The sequence below is a fragment of the Rhodococcus sp. IEGM 1381 genome (assembly GCF_030056795.1).
GTDB lineage: Bacteria > Actinomycetota > Actinomycetes > Mycobacteriales > Mycobacteriaceae > Rhodococcoides.
This window is the reverse complement of sequence record NZ_JASHKQ010000003.1, coordinates 212,939-234,473: the sequence shown is the minus strand read 5'-3', so window position 1 is coordinate 234,473 and position 21,535 is coordinate 212,939. Positions and strand designations below refer to the sequence as shown.

Annotated in this window: 21 protein-coding genes and 1 pseudogene; 4 read left to right on the top strand and 18 right to left on the bottom strand. The window is 63.3% G+C overall.

What is annotated here, in order from left to right:
- Positions 1–297: 297 nt before the first annotated feature.
- Together QM797_RS13135 and QM797_RS13130 are read left to right on the top strand one after the other, a co-directional pair.
- On the top strand, positions 298–507 hold the full coding sequence (locus tag QM797_RS13135) for a hypothetical protein (RefSeq protein ID WP_283276047.1): 210 nt from the start codon (positions 298–300) through the stop codon (positions 505–507).
- Positions 508–590: 83 nt separating this feature from the next.
- Complete coding sequence (locus tag QM797_RS13130; protein WP_283276046.1) at positions 591–1,619, top strand: LLM class flavin-dependent oxidoreductase; 1,029 nt, start codon at positions 591–593, stop codon at positions 1,617–1,619.
- A 7-nt stretch (positions 1,620–1,626) separates the two neighbouring features.
- Here the strand turns inward: QM797_RS13130 and QM797_RS13125 are convergent, their stop codons facing one another.
- Positions 1,627–2,334: an enoyl-CoA hydratase-related protein gene (locus QM797_RS13125; protein WP_283276045.1), complete on the bottom strand. Its 708-nt coding sequence runs from the start codon at positions 2,332–2,334 to the stop codon at positions 1,627–1,629.
- Between the two features lie 410 nt (positions 2,335–2,744).
- Between QM797_RS13125 and QM797_RS13120 the strand changes: the two genes are divergently transcribed.
- Positions 2,745–3,026, top strand: coding sequence for a DUF7218 family protein (locus QM797_RS13120; RefSeq protein WP_283276044.1), 282 nt, complete (start codon positions 2,745–2,747; stop codon positions 3,024–3,026).
- 1 nt (position 3,027) lies between these two features.
- Here the strand turns inward: QM797_RS13120 and QM797_RS13115 are convergent, their stop codons facing one another.
- From QM797_RS13115 to QM797_RS13100, 4 genes are all read right to left on the bottom strand, one after another.
- Positions 3,028–3,516 carry an SRPBCC family protein gene (locus QM797_RS13115; protein ID WP_283276043.1) on the bottom strand — a complete coding sequence of 163 codons (489 nt, stop codon included), beginning with the start codon at positions 3,514–3,516 and terminating at the stop codon, positions 3,028–3,030.
- Between the two features lie 7 nt (positions 3,517–3,523).
- Positions 3,524–4,573: a helix-turn-helix domain-containing protein gene (locus tag QM797_RS13110; protein WP_283276042.1), complete on the bottom strand. Its 1,050-nt coding sequence runs from the start codon at positions 4,571–4,573 to the stop codon at positions 3,524–3,526.
- A gap of 9 nt (positions 4,574–4,582) precedes the next feature.
- The gene (locus QM797_RS13105; protein WP_283276041.1) at positions 4,583–5,554 is read right to left on the bottom strand and encodes an alpha/beta hydrolase; all 972 of its coding nucleotides are present in this window, start codon (positions 5,552–5,554) and stop codon (positions 4,583–4,585) included.
- Positions 5,555–5,648: 94 nt separating this feature from the next.
- On the bottom strand, positions 5,649–6,602 hold the full coding sequence (locus QM797_RS13100; RefSeq protein WP_283276040.1) for an ABC transporter substrate-binding protein: 954 nt from the start codon (positions 6,600–6,602) through the stop codon (positions 5,649–5,651).
- Between the two features lie 88 nt (positions 6,603–6,690).
- On the opposite strand from QM797_RS13100, the pseudogene QM797_RS13095 reads away from it, so the two are divergent.
- Positions 6,691–6,933 (top strand): annotated as a pseudogene (locus tag QM797_RS13095) (MFS transporter); the annotation flags it as partial.
- On the opposite strand, the gene QM797_RS13090 reads toward QM797_RS13095, so the two are convergent.
- The 13 genes from QM797_RS13090 to QM797_RS13030 form a co-directional block, all read right to left on the bottom strand.
- A complete protein-coding gene (locus tag QM797_RS13090) occupies positions 6,930–7,826 on the bottom strand; it encodes a glucose 1-dehydrogenase (RefSeq protein ID WP_283276039.1) in 897 nt (298 codons plus the stop codon). The pseudogene QM797_RS13095 and the gene QM797_RS13090 overlap by 4 nt on opposite strands.
- A 146-nt stretch (positions 7,827–7,972) precedes the next feature.
- Positions 7,973–8,335 carry an STAS domain-containing protein gene (locus QM797_RS13085; RefSeq protein WP_283276038.1) on the bottom strand — a complete coding sequence of 121 codons (363 nt, stop codon included), beginning with the start codon at positions 8,333–8,335 and terminating at the stop codon, positions 7,973–7,975.
- Positions 8,336–8,528: 193 nt separating this feature from the next.
- Positions 8,529–9,458 (bottom strand): aldo/keto reductase, encoded by a 930-nt coding sequence (locus QM797_RS13080; RefSeq protein WP_283276036.1) that lies wholly within the window; start codon positions 9,456–9,458, stop codon positions 8,529–8,531.
- 65 nt (positions 9,459–9,523) lie between these two features.
- Positions 9,524–10,108 (bottom strand): giguanylate cyclase, encoded by a 585-nt coding sequence (locus tag QM797_RS13075; RefSeq protein ID WP_283276035.1) that lies wholly within the window; start codon positions 10,106–10,108, stop codon positions 9,524–9,526.
- A 106-nt stretch (positions 10,109–10,214) separates the two neighbouring features.
- Positions 10,215–11,300, bottom strand: a complete 1,086-nt coding sequence (locus QM797_RS13070) for a glycosyltransferase family 4 protein (protein ID WP_283276034.1) — start codon at positions 11,298–11,300, stop codon at positions 10,215–10,217.
- A 39-nt stretch (positions 11,301–11,339) separates the two neighbouring features.
- Entirely contained in the window at positions 11,340–12,605 is a 1,266-nt protein-coding gene (locus QM797_RS13065) for a hypothetical protein (RefSeq protein ID WP_283276032.1), read from the bottom strand.
- The gene (locus QM797_RS13060; protein WP_283276031.1) at positions 12,592–13,701 is read right to left on the bottom strand and encodes a glycosyltransferase; all 1,110 of its coding nucleotides are present in this window, start codon (positions 13,699–13,701) and stop codon (positions 12,592–12,594) included. Before QM797_RS13060 ends, QM797_RS13065 begins: the two co-directional genes overlap by 14 nt.
- Positions 13,691–14,923: a YveK family protein gene (locus tag QM797_RS13055; RefSeq protein ID WP_283276030.1), complete on the bottom strand. Its 1,233-nt coding sequence runs from the start codon at positions 14,921–14,923 to the stop codon at positions 13,691–13,693. The genes QM797_RS13060 and QM797_RS13055 overlap by 11 nt, the downstream gene beginning before the upstream one ends.
- A 276-nt stretch (positions 14,924–15,199) precedes the next feature.
- A complete protein-coding gene (locus QM797_RS13050; protein WP_283276029.1) occupies positions 15,200–16,726 on the bottom strand; it encodes a flippase in 1,527 nt (508 codons plus the stop codon).
- Positions 16,726–17,778 (bottom strand): glycosyltransferase family 4 protein, encoded by a 1,053-nt coding sequence (locus QM797_RS13045; protein ID WP_283276028.1) that lies wholly within the window; start codon positions 17,776–17,778, stop codon positions 16,726–16,728. Before QM797_RS13045 ends, QM797_RS13050 begins: the two co-directional genes overlap by 1 nt.
- Positions 17,688–19,061, bottom strand: coding sequence for an O-antigen ligase family protein (locus tag QM797_RS13040; RefSeq protein WP_283276027.1), 1,374 nt, complete (start codon positions 19,059–19,061; stop codon positions 17,688–17,690). Before QM797_RS13040 ends, QM797_RS13045 begins: the two co-directional genes overlap by 91 nt.
- Before the next feature lie 40 nt (positions 19,062–19,101).
- Positions 19,102–20,580 carry a sugar transferase gene (locus QM797_RS13035; protein ID WP_283276026.1) on the bottom strand — a complete coding sequence of 493 codons (1,479 nt, stop codon included), beginning with the start codon at positions 20,578–20,580 and terminating at the stop codon, positions 19,102–19,104.
- Between the two features lie 152 nt (positions 20,581–20,732).
- Positions 20,733–21,440 (bottom strand): GAF domain-containing protein, encoded by a 708-nt coding sequence (locus tag QM797_RS13030; RefSeq protein WP_283276024.1) that lies wholly within the window; start codon positions 21,438–21,440, stop codon positions 20,733–20,735.
- Between the last annotated feature and the right edge of the window lie 95 nt (positions 21,441–21,535).

Here is a 21,535-nt window from a genome sequence, read left to right as displayed (position 1 = left end):
GTCGGTGATGTAGATCACACGCAGTCGATGTGTGCTTGCTCGTTCTCGGTTCGACTTACTCGGCGCAGCTACCAGGTACATGGCGTACCGGATAGACGTGCTGCTTTCGAGAAAGGGACCGACACAACATGATCACCACTGGAAACGAGGCCACGGTATGAGCGGCCGCAGGAGTCTGTCCAGCCGACTCTTCGAGGGTCTCGGTCGCATCACATGGGGCTACGGCAAGCGAAAGCTGGATGAACGGCGCGCACGCAAACGCGGACGGCAATAAGCCCAGCGGCGAGTGTTCGTTGGGTGTCCGATTTCGGCACCCTCGATCGGTACGGTGCAGGAATGGACGGATTCGGGATAGGCGACGGTGTCACACCGCTGAGTGGGCCCATGAGTGGTGTCTACGGAACCGTGATCTGGTTCTACGAGGAGAAGCATCAACTGTTGGTTCGCTTCGGCGGAGGTCAACAGATGTACTTCGCGGGGGACGAGTTGAAACGCTGGGGAGAATAGAAGCCCCTGCTCGTCTCACCCGGAATAATTGAAGTTTCACCGATGCTGATGGAGTCGACCATCCCGAATCGAAAGGTCCCACCGTGCATCTGGGCGTAGACAGTTTCGTCTCTTCCGTGACCGATCCGACCGACGGTCGGGTGATCGCTCCAGAGGAGCGGATGAGTCACCTGCTCGAGGAGATCGCACTCGCCGATCAGGTAGGGCTCTACTCGTTCGGCATCGGCGAGCATCACCGCAGTGAGTACTACGACTCGGCCCCGTCGATCATCCTGGCCGCCGCGGCTGCACGAACCGAGAACATCAGGCTCGGTAGCGCCGTCAAGGTGCTCAGTGCCGACGATCCAGTGCGGGTGTTCCAAGAGTTCGCCACCCTCGACCTGATCTCGAAGGGACGGATCGACCTGGTCGTGGGTCGCGGTTCCTTCACCGAATCTTTCCCTCTGTTCGGCCTGGATCTGGCCGATTACGACTCGCTCTTCGCCGAAAAGCTGGACCTCTTGCTGCAGATCCGCGACAACGTGGAGGTCACCTGGTCGGGTCGTCACCGCCCTGCGCTCAACCGTCAGGGGATCTATCCGCGCCCACTGCAGGACCCGTTGCCGATCTGGGTCGGTGTCGGCGGCACGCCCGAATCTTTCGCTCGAGCAGGACTTCTGGGACTCCCGCTGATGATCGCCATCATCGGCGGCGAACCGCGCCAGTTCGCTCCGCTCGTCGACCTGTATCGGCGCGCCGGAGCCCAAGCAGGCCACCCGCCCGAGCAGCTGAAGGTGGGTCTGCACGTGTTCGGCTTCGTCGCCGAGACCACTACGGCCGCAGCCGACACCATCTACCCCGGCTGGAACGAGATGTTCACCAAGATTTCTAGGGAGCGTGGATTCGCCCGGCCGAGCAGGCAGCAGTTCGACGCCACCTCCGGTCCGAACGGTGCGTTCTTCATGGGCGATCCGAAGACGGTGGCAGACAAGATTCTGCGAGTCGGGAAGCAACTGGGCGGTGTGGATCGACTGTCGCTTCAGATGACCAATCCACGGCTTTCGCACAGCGATCTGCTCCGCGGCATCGAATTGCTCGGCACCGAGGTCGCGCCCCTCGTGACAGGAAAATAGGGCGTACCTATTTCGAGGCCCATTCCATCTCGTCTACGCCGGCAACCGGGTTGAGCAGAGACCGAATCTCGTTGGCGTACATCGTTCGCTTTATCTCGCCCAGAACGTCGCCTCGCGTTCCGGCCAGTTCGCCGGCGCGCGCGATGGCGTCGTCGAGTAGTGAATCCGCGGCCGATACGGCATCGACCAGTCCCAGTGCCATGGCGTCGCCTCCGCCGTAGCGGCGCCCGGTGGTGAGTGCCTCGTGGAAAGCATGCGGTGCCAGCCTCGCTCGCACCATGTCGACGGTTCCCGGGCTGTAGGTCGCGCCGATGTTGACGCCGGGGAAGCAGAGGAAGCCGCGATCGGATCGCATGATTCGGTAGTCGTGCGCCATCACGAAAAATGCGGCACCGCCGAATGTGTGCCCCTGCATGGCCGCGACTGTCTGCATGGGAAGCGTCAGAAAGCGCACCAACATCTCCTGCACGGTGCCGATGAAGCGGTTTATCTGGTCGAGGTTCTCGGCACCCCACGACAGGTCCACTCCGGTGGAGAAGTACTTGCCTGTCGCTGTGGTGACGAGCGCAGCAGCACCGGAACTGGCCTGGACCTCGTCGAGCAAGGTGTTGATCTCGGCAACCCAAGACGGACTGATGCGGTTTTCGGTGTCGTCGACACCTCGGCTTCCGAGGTCCAGCACGAATACATCGGCAACGCGTTCGAGAAATGGCATTTGCCGAACGTACCCACATCTGGTTGTTCTCACTCACAACGCCGAGGGTTGCTACGAGGACTTGGTAGCCGACTCTCGACGAATCAGTTCGTGGTGGCCGTAGGTGGCACCGAGAATATCCTCGCGATTCGCCACGGAGGAGCCGACTGCGCCTGCCACCGTACCCAGGCGAAGGGGCAAGCCATCCGAGGGAGAAGTAGTCGCCCGTGGCCGCGTTACGACCGATCTGCCCGGTCAGGAAGTCCGGTGAGATGACCACTGCCGCCGAGAACAATAAAGCGCACCGGTCGCGGTGGGTGGGAGCGGAACCGACGCTCACCACTCCTGCTACTCGCGGAGATGGGTTTGTCGTCGTGCAGACCGGGTAGCGCACCTGATAGTCGATCCAGTCCAGCGAGAGGAAGTTTCCGATGCCCGCGAAGAAAAACGAAACCGAGGACCAGCCGCAACTGAAGGATCAGGGCCTGTACGAGAAGCTTCGAGAAGAAGGCAACTCGAAGGAGAAGGCTGCTCGCATCTCGAACGCAGCCGCGAAGGAAGGCAGGGAGCAGATCGGTGAGAAGGGCGGGAAGTCCGGACCCTACGATGACTGGACCGTGGACGAATTGACCGACAGAGCCAAAGAACTGGGCCTTGAGGGTTACTCGAAATTGAACAAGGAGGAGCTCATCGACGCGCTCCGACACCACTGATTCACTGCGGGCGCAGCGTTGAGTAGTACCCCTGCTGCGCTGGGTAGTAGGAGTCGAAAGTCGGCGGTGGGGTGCCGTCTCCGGCCGCGACGAACATATCCAGGTAGTACTCCCATCCCGGTCCGATGTCTCCCAGCCCGTCCGTGCTTTCGCAGCTGTGCACCAGCACGAGAACGGTCGCAGAGCCTCTCTCGGTCAGGCGGACCTCGAGCGGCCATTGGCCCTCGCCGGTCATCCGCACTGCCAGGAGGCTCGGCGGCTCACACGCGTCGATGATCATGTCCGACGCAGGCGCACCCTCCTCGAATGCCATCGTGACGCGAATAGTGTTGTTCGAGATGCGCTCCCACGGACCGAACCACAACGCCGTCCGGGACGATTCGGTGAGGCGTGCCCACACGTCCTCGCGTGGTGCTGAGATGGTTCTGGTCAATTCGAGGGCAAAGCCGCTGTCGGTGCTCCGCAATGTGCTCACGGGTGTCGGTGCCATCGAGTGATTATGCGTCTCCCACACCACTTCCGTCGAGCACCATCATCATTGCTGTTGCGCGGGCACGGTGCTCGATGGAATCGACTGGATAGCCGACCGCCTCCGATATTTTGGCCAGTCGATGCGCGACGCTGCTGTGGTGTAGATGCATCCGGTCGGCTGTCGCGCGCAAACTACCCGAACCCAGATAGGTGCGGAGAGTGCTGATGAGCTCGATCCCATGAGTGGTCGTGCGAAGTTCGGCTACGCGTACGAGATCGGGTATATCGCTGGCTGCCAGGGCATTTCCCGCCTCCAGCAGATTCAGTGCGCCGAGTCGGTCGGCAATCACAACGGGCTCGGACTCGCTTGCCTGCGCCAGTGCGAACCGAGCATTTCCGAGATGTCGGTGGATGGCAGACGCCGGCAAGGGCAACGAGACGCCCACGCGGCCGGAACCGACCCACGGAGCTGACGGTTCGCCCGGCAGGAGATACAGCACATGGTTGTCGACAGTGACCGGTGCCGATCGGCCGGCCGTCGGCGCGTGCGTTGTCGGTGGTGAGTCGGCAGTACAGATGGCAACCCGTAGGCGTGTGGTCGGCTCGATGTGCAACGCGGTCAGCGAACTCAGCAGTGCGATGTCGTCCATCGGAAACAACATCGCTCGGGTGTGTTCGGCGGCGGACGGACTGTGCCGGGGCACCAGAATGATGGCTGCGGTCAGGGCCATTCGATCTACGAGCATCTCGTCGAGAGCGAGCGCGGGACCTGCGCGCTCGATCCACACCGAGCCCATCACGACGTCGTCGACGACGACGTCCTTGTTTGCCGACCGCTGACCCGCAGCCTGAGTCAGCCAGCGGCCCTTCGGATCGCACCGCGCATGCTGGCGGTGTCCGCCGGACGCGCCGACGACGTCGATTCCCACGACGCAGTCGGCCAACGCCGCGCTGGCGCGCAGCATCGCCGAGGTATCCGCGCCGTGCCTGATCAGGGCATCGAAGTAATCGATGACGCGCACCAGGCCCGCGGAGTCGGCATCGAGCTCCGCGAGCCGGTACATCAGTCCTTGCATGAACCGACGCTACGAGGCGGGTACACGAAGGCGCAAGCCCCTACGCAGGGCGTCCAACGCCTCCGCATGCCCGCGCTTGCTCACCTCCGCGGTTGCCAGCAGCGCGGAGCCGTGAAATGTGCCGGGGAACGAATGCAATTCGACGCTCACACCCGCCCGCAGCAACCGCACCGCGTAGTCGATGCCCTCGTCACGAAGCGGATCGAGCTCCATCGTCGCGACATACGTCGCAGGAAGACCGGCCAGATCGGTGGCGCGAGCCGGGGCGGCGTAGATCGAGACGTTCGGGTCGTCCGGTCCGCTGTAGGACTCGCCGAGGTAGTACTGCCAGGACAGAATCGCATTGGGGCGGTGCCACATCGGTGTATCGACGAACTCGGTCATCGACACGGTGGTGAGGCGGTCGTCGAGTTCGGGAATCTCGAGCAGCTGGAACGCCACCGGAACGACGCCCTCGTCGCGAGCTCGAAGAACCGTTCCGGCTGCTAGGCCACCACCGGCGCTCTGCCCTCCCACGGCGATCCGCGTCGGGTCGACTCCCAATTCGCCCGCGTGCGAGTGGATGTACGTCAGCGCGGCGTAGCAGTCGTCGAGCGGCCCCGGAAACGGCGTTTCCGGGGCGAGCCGGTATTCGACGCTCGCCACTGCGAATCCGAGTTCCCGGACGACATCCAGGCAGTAGGGATCACTGGAAGCGGCTGTCCCGATTGCGAATCCGCCGCCGTGGATCCACACCAGCACAGGCAGCGGCCCGTCGGCATGTTCCGGCGTGAAGAATCGGACGACGACGTCCGGTGCACCGTCGAGCCCGGGGACGGTGAGCTCGCGTAGGGATACTCCGTCCATCGAGAGATCGGCGAGCATGGCATCGAGGAGTGCGGTGAACGTCGATCGTGCCGACGGAACGTCGCCGAAATCGAGGCTCGGAAGCATCGTGACGGCTGCGGCGAGTTCGGGGTCGAGAGTGGGGAAGGTGGTCATGAGTTCATCATCACCGCGAGTGTGTTGTGTGTCACTTGTCTGGTGGAGGAACTCTCGTCGATTCCATCCGACATGCGTCGGATCGCAGCGGTGATCAACTCCAAGCGTAAAGCTCGTCCACCAGGTCAAGGGTCCAGAGTGCAGTGAGTGGCCCACCGTCGTTGGTGAACTTGTCGGTCCGCACGATCCGGTCTGTCCGCACCGCCGGTAATCCGGTCCACAGTGGGTTGGCGTTCATCGCCTGCAGATCCTCCTCCGACGTGATTGCGGCAATCATCGCCGCGGCGTCGGACGCGGCAGTGACGTTCTCCGGTCCGTATTCGATATCCGGGGTGGCGGCGGTCCAGGCGGAGCCGAAGCGGGCTCCCACATCCTCGAGCGCGAAGGATGTCACCCGGTCGCGTCCTATCGAGATCCCGCCTTGCTCCGATGTGCTGATAGGCAGGACCGTGGTGTTCGCGATCGCGTCGGCATGCCGCAACGTGAGTTCGTCGACGCGAGTGGTGTAATCGTCGACTATCGTTCGGGCCTCGTCCTGCAGATTCAGTGCCGCGCCGATCGTTGTCACGTCCTGCTGCCAGCTGACTCCGGTGCCGGTGGAGCCCACCGGCAGTACTGGCGCGATTCGGCTGAGCTGGTCGTAGATTTCTTCGATCACTTCGTCGCGGCCGATGATCAGGTCCGGGTCGACGCGTGCAATGGCTTCGAGGTCGACTGTGTTTCGCGGATACAGCTCGGGGACGCCGTCCGCGAGCAGCATCCTGGTGGGCTCGGTCAGCGGACCGGGAATTTCGGGCGGGGCCTCGGTTTCCACGGGAATGCCGACGATGGGCAGGTCGAATGCGAGGGCGATGTCGAGGTCGCGTCGTCCGTCGATCACGACGACCGACTCGATTCGATCCGGTACTTCTACGGTGCCGAACTGCGTGGTGACCGCATGGGTCGCCGACTTTTGGGCCGCCGGCTCGGTATCTGCGCCGCAGGACGAGACCAGGGACGCAGTAAGGACCGCGCCGAGGGCTACGGACAAGTGGGGGAGTGTCTTCACGACTTAAGTAAACCAAACCTAAGTTGATTTCGAAGAACTGGTCAATGTCCTAGTGGAGTCGCACCGAAACAGGGTCTGTCTGCAACGCGCGGAAGCCTACTTCAGTATGTTCGGATTCCTGTTCATGATCACCCACTGCTTTCAAGGTGTGCTTGAGCTGACGCCGCTGCAGTTCGGCATCCACTCGTTGCCCTTCGCGGTGTCCATCGCGATCGGCGCACCCATGGCTACGGTGATCGCCCAGCGCATAGGAACTACGGCCGAAACCACTTACCTGGGACCGGTCGTGGTGTCGATGGTGCTGATGGGCCTCGGTTTGGCCATGGATCAATTGAAGGGTGTACCGCCGGTGACGGCGATGGTCTCGCCCGTGATGTAGCTCGACTCGTTCGATGCCAGGAACACATACGCCGGAGCCAGCTCCGCGGGGTGGCCGGGTCGTCCGAGAGGAACAGTTTCGCCGAACTTCTCGTACTTCTCGACCGGCATCGTGGCCGGGATCAGTGGGGTCCAAATCGGTCCTGGCGCAACGGCGTTGACTCGAATGCCACGCGCGGCCAGATCGCCGGCTAGGCCCTTGGTGAAGGCTACGATTCCCGCTTTGGTGGTGGCGTAATCCATCAGCTCCGGAGATGGATTCGATGCCTGAATCGAGGTGGTGTTGATGATGGTCGCCCCTGCGTCCATTGTTTCTGCAGCGCGTTTGGAGATCCAGAACAGGGCGTACAGATTGGTCTTCAGTACGCGATCGAACTGCTCGGTGGTGATGTCGGCGATGCCGCCCATCTGAGCCATCTGAAACGCGGCGTTGTTGACGACGATGTCGAGTCCGCCGAGAACGTCGGTCGCGGTGTCCACCAGCTGTACGCACTGATCTTCGTCGGTCAGGTCACACGCGATCGCCCTGCCGGCTCGTCCGGCACTCTCGATCAGGTCGACGGTGGCCTGAGCGTCAGGACCCTCGGATTCGAGATGAGCGATGACCACATCGGCCCCCTCGCGAGCAAAAGCCAGGGCGACGGCCCGCCCGATTCCCGAATCGCCGCCGGTGATCAAGGCCTTGCGACCGTGCAGACGGTCCGATCCTCGGTAGGAGTGCTCACCGTGATCTGGGGCGGTCACCATGTCGCGCGTGAGCCCGGGGTGGTCCAAGCGATTCTGCTCTGCCCGCTCTGGCATCGGGAATGCGGCAGTGGGGTCGGTCTTACTGAACTGGTCGGACATCGTCGATCCTCGCCTCGGTGCGTGAAGTGCTCCGGACGGCGATACGAGAGCCGCCCCGGACTCGTAGAGCGACTCACGTTCAGTGCCGATCGGAGTCGCTGTCCAGCGAGGGTTTGCCGGATGCGGCCGTCCGCAAACCTGGGCCGTCAGTACCGGCGCGGATCCGTCACGATCGCCGCCGCACCCAAGGCTTCGAGAATCATGCGTGCCGGCCGGGTCGGTGCAAAGACCTCGAGTCGACCGGCGCTGCGGGAGGCAGCGTCGATGATCACACTGGCGGCACCGGAGTAGATGAACGACACCGCCGACAAGTCCAGCAGCACAACGGTTTCCTTGCTCGAGGCCTCCCGGATCGCGTGTTCCAGATCGGCGCAGGAGTTCAGCTCGAGATCGCCGGTTGCCCGGACGACAGTCAGGTCTGCCGAGTACGACTCGGACGTGATCGAGTAGCCGGGGCGGCTGCGCACAATGGGTGCGATTCGAGATTCGAAGTGGTCGGTGACAGTCACGGTGCGAACCTCTCAGTTCGGATGGCCTAGCGACCGGCATGCTCTGGGTGGAACCCGAGGGCTACAGGTTCCGTCGCATGCCGTGCGGCAATCTTGACACCGCAACGTCACCGAATCGAGGCCTCTTCATCACGGAGCGATAGCGAATGAGTAACGAGATGGTAACGGCGGATGTGACGCAGCTGAGCGACTCTCAGGGCAAGGTGTGACCGGCAGCGATGAAGAGCCGGTACCACTCCTGCCTGCTCAAACGCAGGTCCGAACCAGCCGCGGCCTCGACCACTCGATCGGGATTCGTGGTGCCCAGCACCACCTGGATGTTCGCCGGATGCCGAGTGATCCAGGCTGTCGCGATCGCCGACGGGGTCGAGCCGTGCGACTCGGCAATCTCATCGAGTGCGGTGTTGAGTTCGGGATAATTCACTCGGTCGCCTACGAAGACGCCGGAGACGCTCCCACTCTGAAAGGGCGACCACGCCTGCAGGGTGATTCCGCGCGCCCTCGCGTAGTCCAACAATCCGTTGTCGCGATCGATCGATTGATCCTCCGAGCTCATGTTGGCGGTCAGGCCGGCCGCGATCACAGGAGAATGCACAATGCTCAGTTGCACTTGATCGAACAGAATCGGTTGCTTCACAGCAGTTTTCAGCAGCTCGATCTGTCCGGGTGTGTGGTTGGAGACGCCGAAGCCCAGGACCTTGCCCGACGCGTGCAGCTCGTCGAACGCCGCTGCCACATCCTCCGGTTCGACAAGGGTGTCCGGTCGATGCAGCAGCAACGTGTCCAGATGATCCACACCGAGCGCAGTGAGGGATTTTTCGACCGTGGTGACGATGTGATCCCTGGAGAAGTCGAACCAGCCTTCGCGTATGCCCACTTTGCTCTGAATATCGACGCGCTCGCGCTGGGTCGGAGTCAGCTTCACCGCATCTCCGAAACGCTTCTCGCACGTGTGCGGGGTGCCGCCGTAGATGTCGGCGTGGTCGAACACGGTGACTCCCACGTCGAGGGCGGTGTTCACCAACCTTCTGATCTGGTTCTCGTCCAGATCGGTGATGCGCATGAACCCCAGCACGATGCTCGAGACGATCGCGCCGGTGTGGGGGAGGGGAAAGGTGCGCACGGTGGATATCCTGTTCGAGGGTCGGGTTCAGTCCGCCGAACAGGCGGGTCCTCGGGCAACGATCGCTACTCGAACTCCAGGCGCATGGATTGCGTGGTGGCCTGCAGTATCAACACGAAGCCGGTCAGTGTCACCACGATCGGTGCCCACAGAACAACCGCGACGAATATGTCCACATCCCGCTCCATCACGATGTACACCGCGACAATGGACGTGCCGAGCAGGCATAGTGCGATGTGGGCGGCCAGACGCCACTTGTCGAAGAAGAAGCCCGCGAGCATTCCCATCGGAATGAGGAATGTACATTTTCCGAGCGTGACCTCGGGCGCAAAATTCGCAGTGATGGTGGCCCCGAAGATCGCGAGGTCGGCTATGACGACGAAGGCGAACGCCTGCCCGAGCGTCGGCCACGGACCGAACCACCAGAACGCGCCCATGATGTACGCGGCGATCATGGACGTCCATTGCACGATCGAGGGGAGCGGTGTGGTCGCCCCGTAGCCGAACGCCAGCTCGAGGGTGACCACAAGGGCCATGGACAGCGCAGCAGCCGAGACGATGCGCTTGACCACAGTGGTGATGGCGAGAGATGTCATCACCCCGACGCCCCACTGGTAATGCACGTTCGATCTGGTCGCAGCGCGAGTCATTTCGGCCCCTATCGTTCCATCGGCAACCGATTGAAACACAGCCGTCTGAGCCGAGGACCGACTTTCGCCGAGTCCCGACTCCTATGCTGCCCGTGCGGCGCATCGATCAGCTGGTCAGGCGTGCCAATAGTTCGGGAAGCGTCTCACTGATGTCGTGGCGGCTCGCGACCCGGTATCTCGCGGCGCTTCCGAGGGCGCGACGCCGATCCGAGTCGCCGATGACGGTCGAGATTGCACCGGCGAGGGCGGCGGCGTCACCGGGCTCGACGAGAATTCCGGCACCATCGGCGAGGAACTCATGGGTGCCGCCGTGGTCGGTTCCGATCACCGGCAATCCGTACGACATTGCTTCCAACACCGACAATGGACCGGCCTCCGGTGACGTACTTGCCGAAACGACCACATCCCATCTGCGCAGTGCGGATGGAGCGTCGATATGTCCGAGGAACTCGACACGGCCCGCCAGGTCGGGTCGAGACGCTCGCTCGTGGATCTCCGCGACGTACTCGCGATCACCGGGGAAGCTGCCTCCTGCCAGTTCGACACGGATATCGGGGAGGGTGGCCACGGCATCGAGAAGTACTCGATGGCCCTTCCACGGCGTGAGGAGGGCGAGTATGCCGACAACCGGCGGGGAATGCAGCTCGCCGCCGAAACGCGGTACCGGCCACTGAACTCCGTTGTGTGACACAACGACCGGAAGCCCGGCCGCACGCAGAGGTACCGCAGTGGCATCCGATACGGAGACCGCCACTCGTATTGCGGAGCGGGCGTAGCGAACGACAAGACGTTGCTTGAGAGACGTCATGGTGTCGTGGACCAGCCATGAGGCACCGCGGGGCGGGCGGGACAACGCGGCGACGGGGAGGGCGAAGAGCGAGTTGACGACAGTGGCCGTACCCGGCGCGCGGGCAATGGTGCGCACTGCACGTGATGCGGTTACCCACCGCGCGAACATCCGCATCGCCGCGATGCCTCTGGCCGCTCCTCGTTCGCCACCGAGACCGAGTTCGCCGATGGGAATGTGTCGCGTCGTCTTCGGGAGGCGATCGGCCAAAGGGCCGTTCGGACATGCGATCACGGTGTCGTGGCCGCGGCGCTCGGCCTCGTCGATCAAGTCCAACAGGACCTTTTCGGCACCGGAGACCTGCCCGGTGTGGGCCAGGAACAGCACTGTCGATTCGTCGGTCATGTGTCGGCCCGTCTGTGCAGCGAAGGTGGTTCTGGCAGATCAATACGCATCGCGGAGCAGCGCGACTGGGTCTTCACACATTCTCCGCAGCGCTGCATCCATTACGGCCACGTCGACCATCTTGCTGCAGAACGAGGCCGTGTAGGTTCGCCCACCCGCGATTTCGGCGATGAGCATCGTGCAGCCGTCCGGGCCGTCCGGTTCCAGTGATGCGGCCATCTGCGGGGGCCTGCCGTCGTCGGACCACTCGAGGTGATCGAACACTCGCACTCGCCCGAGGTCGCTGACGGCCAACCGCAACGTCTCGGGAACCTCGACGACCGAATTCTCGTCAGGTGACTGCGCCGAAGGTCGAATACGCGACGCCATATCGCGGAGATGTGACATGCCCAGTACTGCTATGGGCCAGCCGGATTCGATCACCTCACGCATTGCCGCGGCGATACCGACGGGCGTTGTGTTCGAGGGGAGGTGAAGTGGAATGCCGACGGCAAAGTTCCCGTGCGCGCTCTGCTGAGCCGGATCGAGATAGCGCCTGCTGTTGAACAACACCATGATGTGATCGTCGACGTCGACGGATTCTGCTCGTAGAGCGGCGCTCCACAGGGCAATCGAGATCGACGCAGCGGTCGCTCCAGGCAGGTTCTCGGCCGCCCAGTGCTTGAGCTCGTCGACTCTGGTTCTGCTCATGTATCCGGCGCGGCTGACTTTTCCGGCTTCCCAGTTCTCGATACGGCGACGGGGACCGGACCTGCCGTTCGTCTCCGACCGATGGCGAGCGCGCAATGCCCAGAAGTCCGCCAGCGTCCTCGGATTTCGAGAATAGTGACGCCACAGAGCGTTCCACGTCGTGCTCGGCGGCAATCCTGCGGCCAGTCCGGGAACGAGTGACCCGTCGGCATCGTCGCAGAATGCCGCCAACATGAGGACGCCGATCTGGCCGTCCCCGATTCCGTGCGAATAGTCGACAGCGAGATGGTCGTCGAACACGACCACCTCGAGTGGACCGCGTGCACCTTTCCGCGATCGAATATCGGTCAGCATCTGCCCCAGGTCTTCGGTGGGGCTGCTGCTCGATATGACATTGTCGCCGGCGATGTCGCTGCGGTACCGCCACCGTCGGGCATCCGACCGTGGTTCGAGCGCGATGTGCGGTGCCGCATCGACGTGTTCGGCGGCGGTGAGCGTTTGTCGCGTGCGCTCGATGTCGAGGCCCCGAACAGGGCCGACCGCGGTGACTATTCGGGTATCGGCGAAGACGCGATCCAGCGCAGTCGAGCGGTAACGACGCTCAGCGGACGGCATCGACGACCTCCTGCATACGACTGCGGAAGTTGGCCCTCGAGAAGCCCTCGGCCCACGCGCGAATCTCACTGCGGTCGAAGTCTCCGGGAGTGAACGATCGCATGGCCTCGGCGAACCCGGCGACGACTGCCTCGTCGGAGCCCGGCTGCACATGCAGGCCGGTCTTACCCGGAATCACGGAGTCCACGGCACCGCCGTCTCCCAGCGCGATGACCGGTGTTCCGGTTGCCATGGACTCGACGGGGACGATGCCGAAGTCCTCTACTCCCGGCATCAGAAGGGCGCGCGTCGTTCGGTGTAATTCGAGGAGCTTCTCGTGTGAAACTCGTCCGAGGAAGGTCGTTTTCGGTCCGGCGAGTTTCCGGCAGGCGTCCATCGCACGGCCGTCTCCCGCCACCACGAGGGGAACGTCGGCCACGGCGGCGGCGCGCACCGCAATGTCCGGACGCTTGTAGGGGACCAGTCGGCCGGCAAGCAAGAAGAAGTTCTCACGCTCGATCGACGGATCCGGAGTGAAGCCCTGCGTGTCGACCGGAGGATGGACCACCACGGCGTCGTCTCGGCCCCACCAGTCTTCGATCCGACGTGCGACCGCAGTCGAGTTGGCCACCACGGTCGTCAACTTCGGTGCGGCAGCGATCTCGCATCGACGGGCAACGGCCGACAGCGCCGTCAGTATCGCCGCTCCGGCTCTGCCGCCACCTTCGCCTGCGCGCAGTTCGGGGTCCCAGGCCCACCGTGCCGGGCTGTGCACGTAGGCGATCACCGGGGAGTCGGTGGCGAACACGGCCTGAGTTGCAAAGGCATGATGGCTCACCACGACTGCGTCGAAACCGCTCAGTGGCATGCGGCGAAAGGCCAACGGCATCATCGGCAGAACGGGTGCGTAGGAGCGTTGGCCCAACGCGTTGTACACACGATTGAGGCCGGACGTGTGCGGGTCCCTGCTGATTCCCGACGGAACCCCGGACGGCCGGGAGATGGGTGCGAACACCTCGGCCGCGGGCCAGTGCAGAGCAAGTTGTTCGATGACGTGCTCGGATCCGGCGATCTCGGTGAATCTCTCGTGTACGACGGCAATTCTGTCAGCTGGCATGGCGTTGGCCCTCCGGCGCGATCGTCTGCGCGGTCTGTTCTGCTCGTCGGGTCGAGTTCTTGTTCTGCAATACCAGGTGTACGGGAATGTCGAAGTCGTCCAGTCGCCGCAGCGCCGCAGTTGCGGCCTTCTTGTCCCGTCCACGTTTCGACACCAGCACCACGACGGTCTCGACGTCACCCACGTCGGTGTACTGCCACCACAGTTCCGAGAGGCCGAATTCCGATGTGACTCCACGATGTTCGGTTGTCGGTCCCTGACCCTGCGTCGACTCGAAGACCGCACCTTGCCCGACCAGCACGAGAATCAAGGTGTCGCCCTTGGGCACAGCGTGTCGCGCACTTCTGGACGCAGGCCGGTCGCCGCGCTCGAGGGCCGCGATCCGTGAAGCGACGACGGGCGGTACCGGGTCGCCGGTTGCCGGGTCGAAGTGCGCACCGTATCGACGGGATACGCGACGTGCCCAGGAGCGAGAGGGCTTGCGGCCGAGTCGTCCTCGAAGCAACACGATCAATTCGGCCGCGACGATGAGGGCAGCAAGAGCTGCGACGAGCGCCTCCGAGACCGGTTTCGGTGAGACCGGAGTGGTGCTCTGCTCGGGGTTCGACAACACAACCAGTCGATCTCCGCTCGCCGTGGCCTCGAGTTCGCTCTGGCGGGTGCGTAGTTCGGCCAACTCGGACAGCGATGCAGCCCGACTCGGATCGTCGGCGGGGAGAGCATCCACCCGCGACTGTTGTGCGTCGATGGTGGATTGTCCCTCGTCCGTTCGCTCCCGCGAGTCGCGGATCGCGTTGGCAGAGGAAGTACTTGCCATGGTCGATACCATCGCCTCGGCCAGATCTGCGGCGAGTTCGGGAGATCGGGTCGTCACCGTCACGGTCAGCAGCGCGGGTGAGGTGCCGGGAGCGAGCTCCACGCTCGAGGCCAGTTCGGCCGCGTCCATATCGGTGTCGACCTGTGAGAGGGCAGCGTCGAGCACGCCGCGATCGGTGGCCAACTCGATGAACGGTGCGCGCATCTGCTCGATGAACGCGTCACCGGGAACGAGAGTTTGGGCCGGTTCGATCTCGGCGACGATCGACGCGGCGTACTGCTTCTCGGTGAGTTCGCTCCTGAGGTAGAACACGCCCGCACCGACCAGCGCAGCAATGATCACGGCGGGCAGCAGCGTACGGACGAGCTCACGCATATGTCCCGCGAGGTCGATCGGTGGGGGCACGTCGCCCCGGTGTACGGCATCGTGGACGGACATCAACCGCGTACCCTTCCGTCGTCGATGCAAGCGGATGTACCGCTTCGGTTATTCGTGGAGCCGACGGGCTCGATGATAGCCGGGCACCAGCGCTGTTCGCGTAGCCGTGCCGTTCGTGAATGGAACTGCATATCAACAACATTGGAATAACATGTGCAGCGGTCTGTAAAAATCGCGAAACCGAACTTCGACTCCGCAGCGCGCGGAACGAACCGGGCGATGTGTCCGGTGTACCTGCGGTCTTCACTGGGAGCGTGCACGGTGTCGTCCTTTCTCGGCTGATCCCGGCAACGGTGACTCGACGAGTCCGATGGCGATGAACGCGTACAGCGAGGTTGCGACCAGTAGTGCTGCTGCAACGGACACGAGCAGCCACAGACCGGGGTAGTGCTGTACCAGAAACCAGCCCCCGACCGTCGTGGCAGTGGTGATCACGACGACGACCGAAATGGACTGCAACGGAAACAGTCTGGAAACGGGCATACTTCGCGCAATCACGATCCACAGCAGGACGAGGGTGGTTCCGATCGTCACGACGGTGGATACAGCAGCTCCGTCGTACGACATCCGCGGGATCAGGACCAGGTTCAACCCGATGTTCAGGGCCAGTCCCACCAACGCCACCACGGGGTAGTGCCGCTGCATTCCGGCCGATGCGAGCAGAAAGATGCCCAGCATCACCAACGACATCAGCGAAGCGCCGATCACGAGCAGACGGGCTGCGTGCGCTCCGTCGACGAATCTATCGCCGTACAGTAGGCCGATCAACGGCTCGGCCGACGGTACGAACGCTGCGACAGCCATCGCGCCGAACAGCGCGAACAGCAGTGCGGCCGAACGTGAGCGAGCTCGAAATGCTGTGGTGTCGTGGGGCCACGACGCGACGAGAAGGGTGCTGATCGGTGCCACCGCCGCCAACACGAAGGTGTCGATCAAGTCGGAGAATTTGTAGCCGATGGAATACAGTCCTACGGCCTCGAAGGTGTCGAGGAGGCTGAGCATCAGCATGTCGATCTTGAGCATGGCAATGGTGAGGGCGAAGCCGATCGCCAGTGGCACGGCCTCGCGCAGATACGGTCCCCAGCGGCGCACTTCGATGTGTCTCGACGGCTTCAGCCCCATGGAACGGTTGCCTATGCCGAAACCTTTTGTGACCAGCTTGAACACTTCGTTGACCACTGCCGGAAGCACGAATATCAGCAGGGTGGGGGCCAGTACGGCCGCCAACACGGTCAAGGCCAGTTGGATTGCCTGACCGGCACTTTCGGCCACGGCCACCAGCACCAGGCGGTGACGGCTCTGGAAGAGGACGCTCAAGGCATGGCCCGGTGTGGCGAACACGACCACCAATCCGCCGAGCACTGTCGCGAGTACCACCTCCGCCGGATACTGAAGTAGGAGAACGTACGCGACGGCCAGCACGTACCCCACCAACCCGAGGACGGTACGTAGAGCCAGGAACGACGATGCCGTTCGACCGATTTCTTCAGGATCGTCGTCCATCAGTTTCGCCAGTACGACGCGTCCGACTCCCAGATCGGTGACGACGGACATCAAGCCGAGCAGCGCGAAGACGAAGCTGAACTGCCCCCAGTCGTCCGGTCCGAGGGACCGCGCGATGACGACGCTGCCTGCCCATCCCAGGGCCGCGATGATCACTCGGCTGATCAGGACGGCAATCGTGGCCTTGGCCGCAGCCTTCGGATCCGCGGCGATCGCGCGGTAGTCGGGGGGCTGCTCGGTGCCGTCGAGTGCAAGGTCCTCGGCCATCAGACCGCGCCTGCGGCTCGATACGCATCGGCAGTGAGTTCCGCTGTTCGACGCCAACTGATCTCGCGGGAGGCAGCCGCTGCCGCAGAGACGAGGGCTGCGCGCGCGTCCGCGTCGAACGCGATGGGCTTCATCGCGTCCACCCAGTCGTCCACATTCTCCGATCCGACGAGTACAGCACCGTCACCGACGACGTCGGGGAGGGCACCGACGGCACTGGCGACCACCGCACCGCCCGAGGCCATGGCCTCGACGGGCGGGAGTCCGTAGCCCTCGTAGCGAGAGGCGTACGCGGTGACGGTCGCGGCAGCATAGAGGGCAGGCAGATCCTCGACATCGACGTACCCGAGCCCACGGGAATTGCGGGGAGCGTGGGGGCCGGTCGAGCCGGCCCCGGCCAGTAGGCACGGGATACCGAGGCTCTCCGCCGCGTCGGCCACCAGCTGAACGTTCTTGCGAGGCTCCACCGTTCCGACCTGCATCACAAAACGGTCCGGCAGGTCGTACTTGGACCGGACGCCGTCTATTCGGCTTTCGGTGGGGACGGCAGCCCACGCTGCGGGTGCCAGGCCGACCACGGTGGCGTCGCGCCCGCTGACTGCTTTGATCCGGTCGGCGGTGAACTGCGAGACCGCAATCAACAGATCTGCACGACGTAGCGCACGGCGAACCAACCGCTGTTCACCCGCCGCCCGAAATCGGCTCGATGCCGACGGCATATCGATGACCGAAAGATCGTGCACCGTGGCAACTGTGAAGGCTTTGGTGAGGAACGGAAGGTCGACGTCCAGGCCGTGCACGACATCACACCGACCGACGGGGAGAGCTCCGAGCACTGCGCGAGCCGCACCGCTCGTGACAGGACGCTCGATGGCCCGAACCGAGGGCGGGAGCTCGCCGACGGCGTCGCGCTGTACCACCGCGGCGAGATCGGTGTCGGACAGCCGATGTGGTAGTTCGTTCAGGAGCTCGCGAATGTAGGTCTGTACTCCGCTTCCGCCCGGCCGGAGGGCGAGCGCCCCGAAGACGATTCGTGTTGCGCTGCTGCGCATCCCACCACTCCTAACAAGAGCCAGAAATAGACATCGATCGGAAAGATCTCGAAATACGTGGAGACGAGACTGGCGAACATGGCAGCGACGATCGAAGCACCGACGCCGAGGGTGAGCGCGCCGTCGTCACCCGGTAGTGCACGGGACAGGCGCGTGCACCACATCAGTGACGTCACCAGCAGCGCCACCACCGCCCAGAGGCCGATCGGACCCAGTTCGAGCAAAGCCTTCACGTAATAGTTGTCGGGCTGGTAATTGGTCGAGAGCCCGGACTGCGTGAACGCCGTGCCCTCTGCGGTGGAGATGCGGTCTGCCGCAGAACCACTCGATCCCAGACCCGTGCCGACGGGATGGATCAGAATGCTGGCAATGATGTTGGCCCAGCCGTCGCCGCGTTGACCCAGACTGCTCGACGAGAAGAAGACCGACGTGATCTTGGGTACGAAGGGCACCGCGACTCCGACGGCCAGTGCCGCCAGAGCAAGTGGCGCGGCGAGGTATCGAAAACGCACGGCGATCAGGTAGATGACTCCGACCGCGAGCCCGAGAATAGCTCCTCGCACGATCGAACTGGACATCGCGATCACCATCATCGGAGTTGCACAGAGAAACAACATGTTTCGGCGACGGCGTGGATCGGCCAAGGCGACCGCACCACCCACGAGCAACGCCAACATCACGTACAGCCCGAACGGGAACGGCAGGTTGAACGTGCTGAATGTGCGCAGTAGTCCACCCGAGGTTCGGACCTGCGTGCCGTATTCGTAACCCAGTGACACGAGTGCGGCCGGCCCAGCCACCAGTTGGGCGATGCCGACGGCGGACGTGAACATACCCATCCCCATGAGAACGGAGACGAGGTGGTCACGGTCCGTGGCGTCGAACGGCGCGAGCCACATGACGACCACCAGCAGTACGTAGAAGAAAGTCACCTTGATGCCGAACAGGCCGACGACTCCGAAGGTAGCGAATGCGGATACGCTGCCGAACACGACGAAGACGGCAGCCGCAGGCCACCACGGCATGAACACCCGAGGAGTCGAGCCACGGATGTGACGCGGTCGGCGCAGCCACGCACACAGAACCGTGAACACGACGAGGCCTTCCTTCCAGCCGGATACGACCCCGGGAAGGGGGACGAGAACCAGAAGTCCGTGCAGTGGAACCAGTGCCGCCAACAACAACACTCCACGCTGTGGTCGGCGGTAGATCGCCGATGCCGCCGCGCAGCCGAGCGCCAGCACCACCGCTGCGCCGAAAGCCAGCGCAACGTACGTGATCACGGGGCGACCCGAACGTGGGCGTGTTCGGCGTAGACCACGATCAGTCCTCGGCGCGCTTCAGAACGGCCAGCACCGTGAGAAACAGGATCTTGACATCGAGCCAGACAGACCAGTTCTCGATGTAGTAGTTGTCCCACTCCGCTCGGTCCGCGATGGAAGTCTGGCCGCGAAGGCCGTGAACCTGAGCCCATCCCGTCACACCGGCCTTGACCCGGTGGCGCTCGCCGTACCGTCGGATCTGCATCTCGAACAGGTCGACGTATTCGGGTCTCTCCGGCCGCGGGCCGACCAAGCTCATGTCGCCGCGAAGTACATTGAGCAACTGGGGTAGTTCGTCCAGGGAGGTTTGTCGCATGATCTTGCCGATTCGCGTTCGTCGGTCGACGCCCTCGACACCACCGGGTGCGTCCCCGGCCTTCCGCTCGAACGCCGCGTCCGATGCCCGCGGCGGCCGCATGGAACGAAACTTCAGGCAATGGAACGGCAATCCGTCGCGGCCGATTCGCTCCTGCGCGAAGAAGATCGGGCCAGGGGAGCTCAGGCGCACGAGCAGCATCAGTGTCAGAAAGACGGGGGAGAGGAGCAGGAGACCGAACGCGGTCAGAACGCGGTCCAGGACACCTTTGAGAGCGAACTGCCACCCTTTGGGGTTCACGTGCGGCAACACCATCAACGGCAGGCCGCCGATGTGCTCGACGCGACTGTTGACGCCGACGGCGTCGTAGAGCCTGGGCACCACCCACACTCGTATGCCGAGTCGGTGAGCCGTCCTGATCGCGCCGACCAATACTCGGTCTTCTGTCGTAGCGAATGCCACGATCAATTCCTCTGCACCGGTCCTGCGTGCAACTGCCTCGAAATCGCTCGGCAGTCCGAGGTGCGGCAGATCGGGCAGATCGCCCCCAGTCGAGACGTCGGCGATCGGTGCCTGGCCGACGTAGCCGACCGGAGCGAGACCGTACTCGGGGAACTGGCGTGTCCGCGAAACAAGTTGGTGCGCAACCGGATCGTTACCCAGCACGATGGTCGGCGCGGCGGATCCGAACTTGGTGCGAATCATGCGCTGGACGACAACACGGATCAAGCGGGCGAGGGCGACCGTGACGCCGCTCAGCAACCACAGGCGTAGCACGACCGCGCTGGGCCGGTAGTCGGTGTTTGCCAAGAACATCACGACCAACAGCGCGAGCGACGCGAACGCGACAGCGGTTTCGGCCGGGCCGATCTCGTCGAGGAAATTGCGACGAAGGCTGCGCCTGTACATCGACTTGCCGGCGAGTATTCCGATGAGCAGCGGCAGAAAGAGCCACGGAAGCCAGCCGGCGTCGGTGAGACTCCCCGAGTACCAGAGCAATGCTCCGATCAGGGCGACAACTGCAGCGAGCACATCCACCGCAACGGTGATCGTGGTGTTGAGAGGATCGACTCGAAGCCGATCGACGAGGTGCCGACCGGCTGCAACGGTGTTTGCCTCGGCAATCTTCGGCCGAGAGTGCGGTGATTCCAGTGTTTTCGGCACAGCTACTTCCGGTGACTAGTTCGGATCGGTTGGTCCCGAATATCCCATTTAATGTATACCGGTACGAAAGCGGCCACCCGGTCGACTTATCGAAAAAGACCTGAAGTCGGTTGCAAGCCGAAAATGCTTATATTTGTCGGGAAATAACCCACTTATTCGAAAACTCGCTCGCGAATTATCCACGCCAGATCCTGAAGTATCTGTACGTGACCGGTCGTCCACTGCCTCGGTTGCTGATCCCATACGCACAGGGTGCCCACGGAGTGGCCGGCGTCGTCGGTGAGCGGAACTCCGAGGTAGGACACGAGAAGGTTGCCCTGCACAGAGGGGTGATCCTTGAGGATGTCGTTGAGTCGAGCGTCTTCGACCACCAAGGGCTGACCTAGATCGATCGCATAGCGGCAGATCGACCCATCGAGGGGGACCTCCTGCGCGCCACCGAGTTCCGCCGGAAGTCCGAGAGCGCTCTTGAAGTACTGACGCTTGTCGTCGAGAAGCGAGAATGCTGCCGACGGGGCGCTCAGCGCATCGGCGACCATGGCCACGATCCTGTCGTACCCGGCATCGGATCCGGTGTCCATCAGCCCTGTTCGGGCAACGGCGGCCAGTCTGTCGGGGTCGTCGATCGGGGTGCCGAACGCTCGCGTGACCTCAGCGGGACCGACACCCTTCTCCGAGCTCTCCTGCAGAGCGCGAAGCAGCACGCCGACGTCGGAATCGGAATCTGCAGACAGTTCTTGCACGATTCGGTCGACAACCGCTCTGCGAATGTATGCCTCGGAAGACAGACCGAGTTTGCCCGCCTGCTGGGCGAGCAACTCGTTGAGACGCTCGTCGAAACCGGGAAAGCCTGTAGTCATTGGGCAGATAGTAGTACAGGAAATGTTGTCGTACCGATGACTACTGAAGGAAGGTACTTCTGGAAACTCGCAATGGCCGCGCCTTTGCCACAATG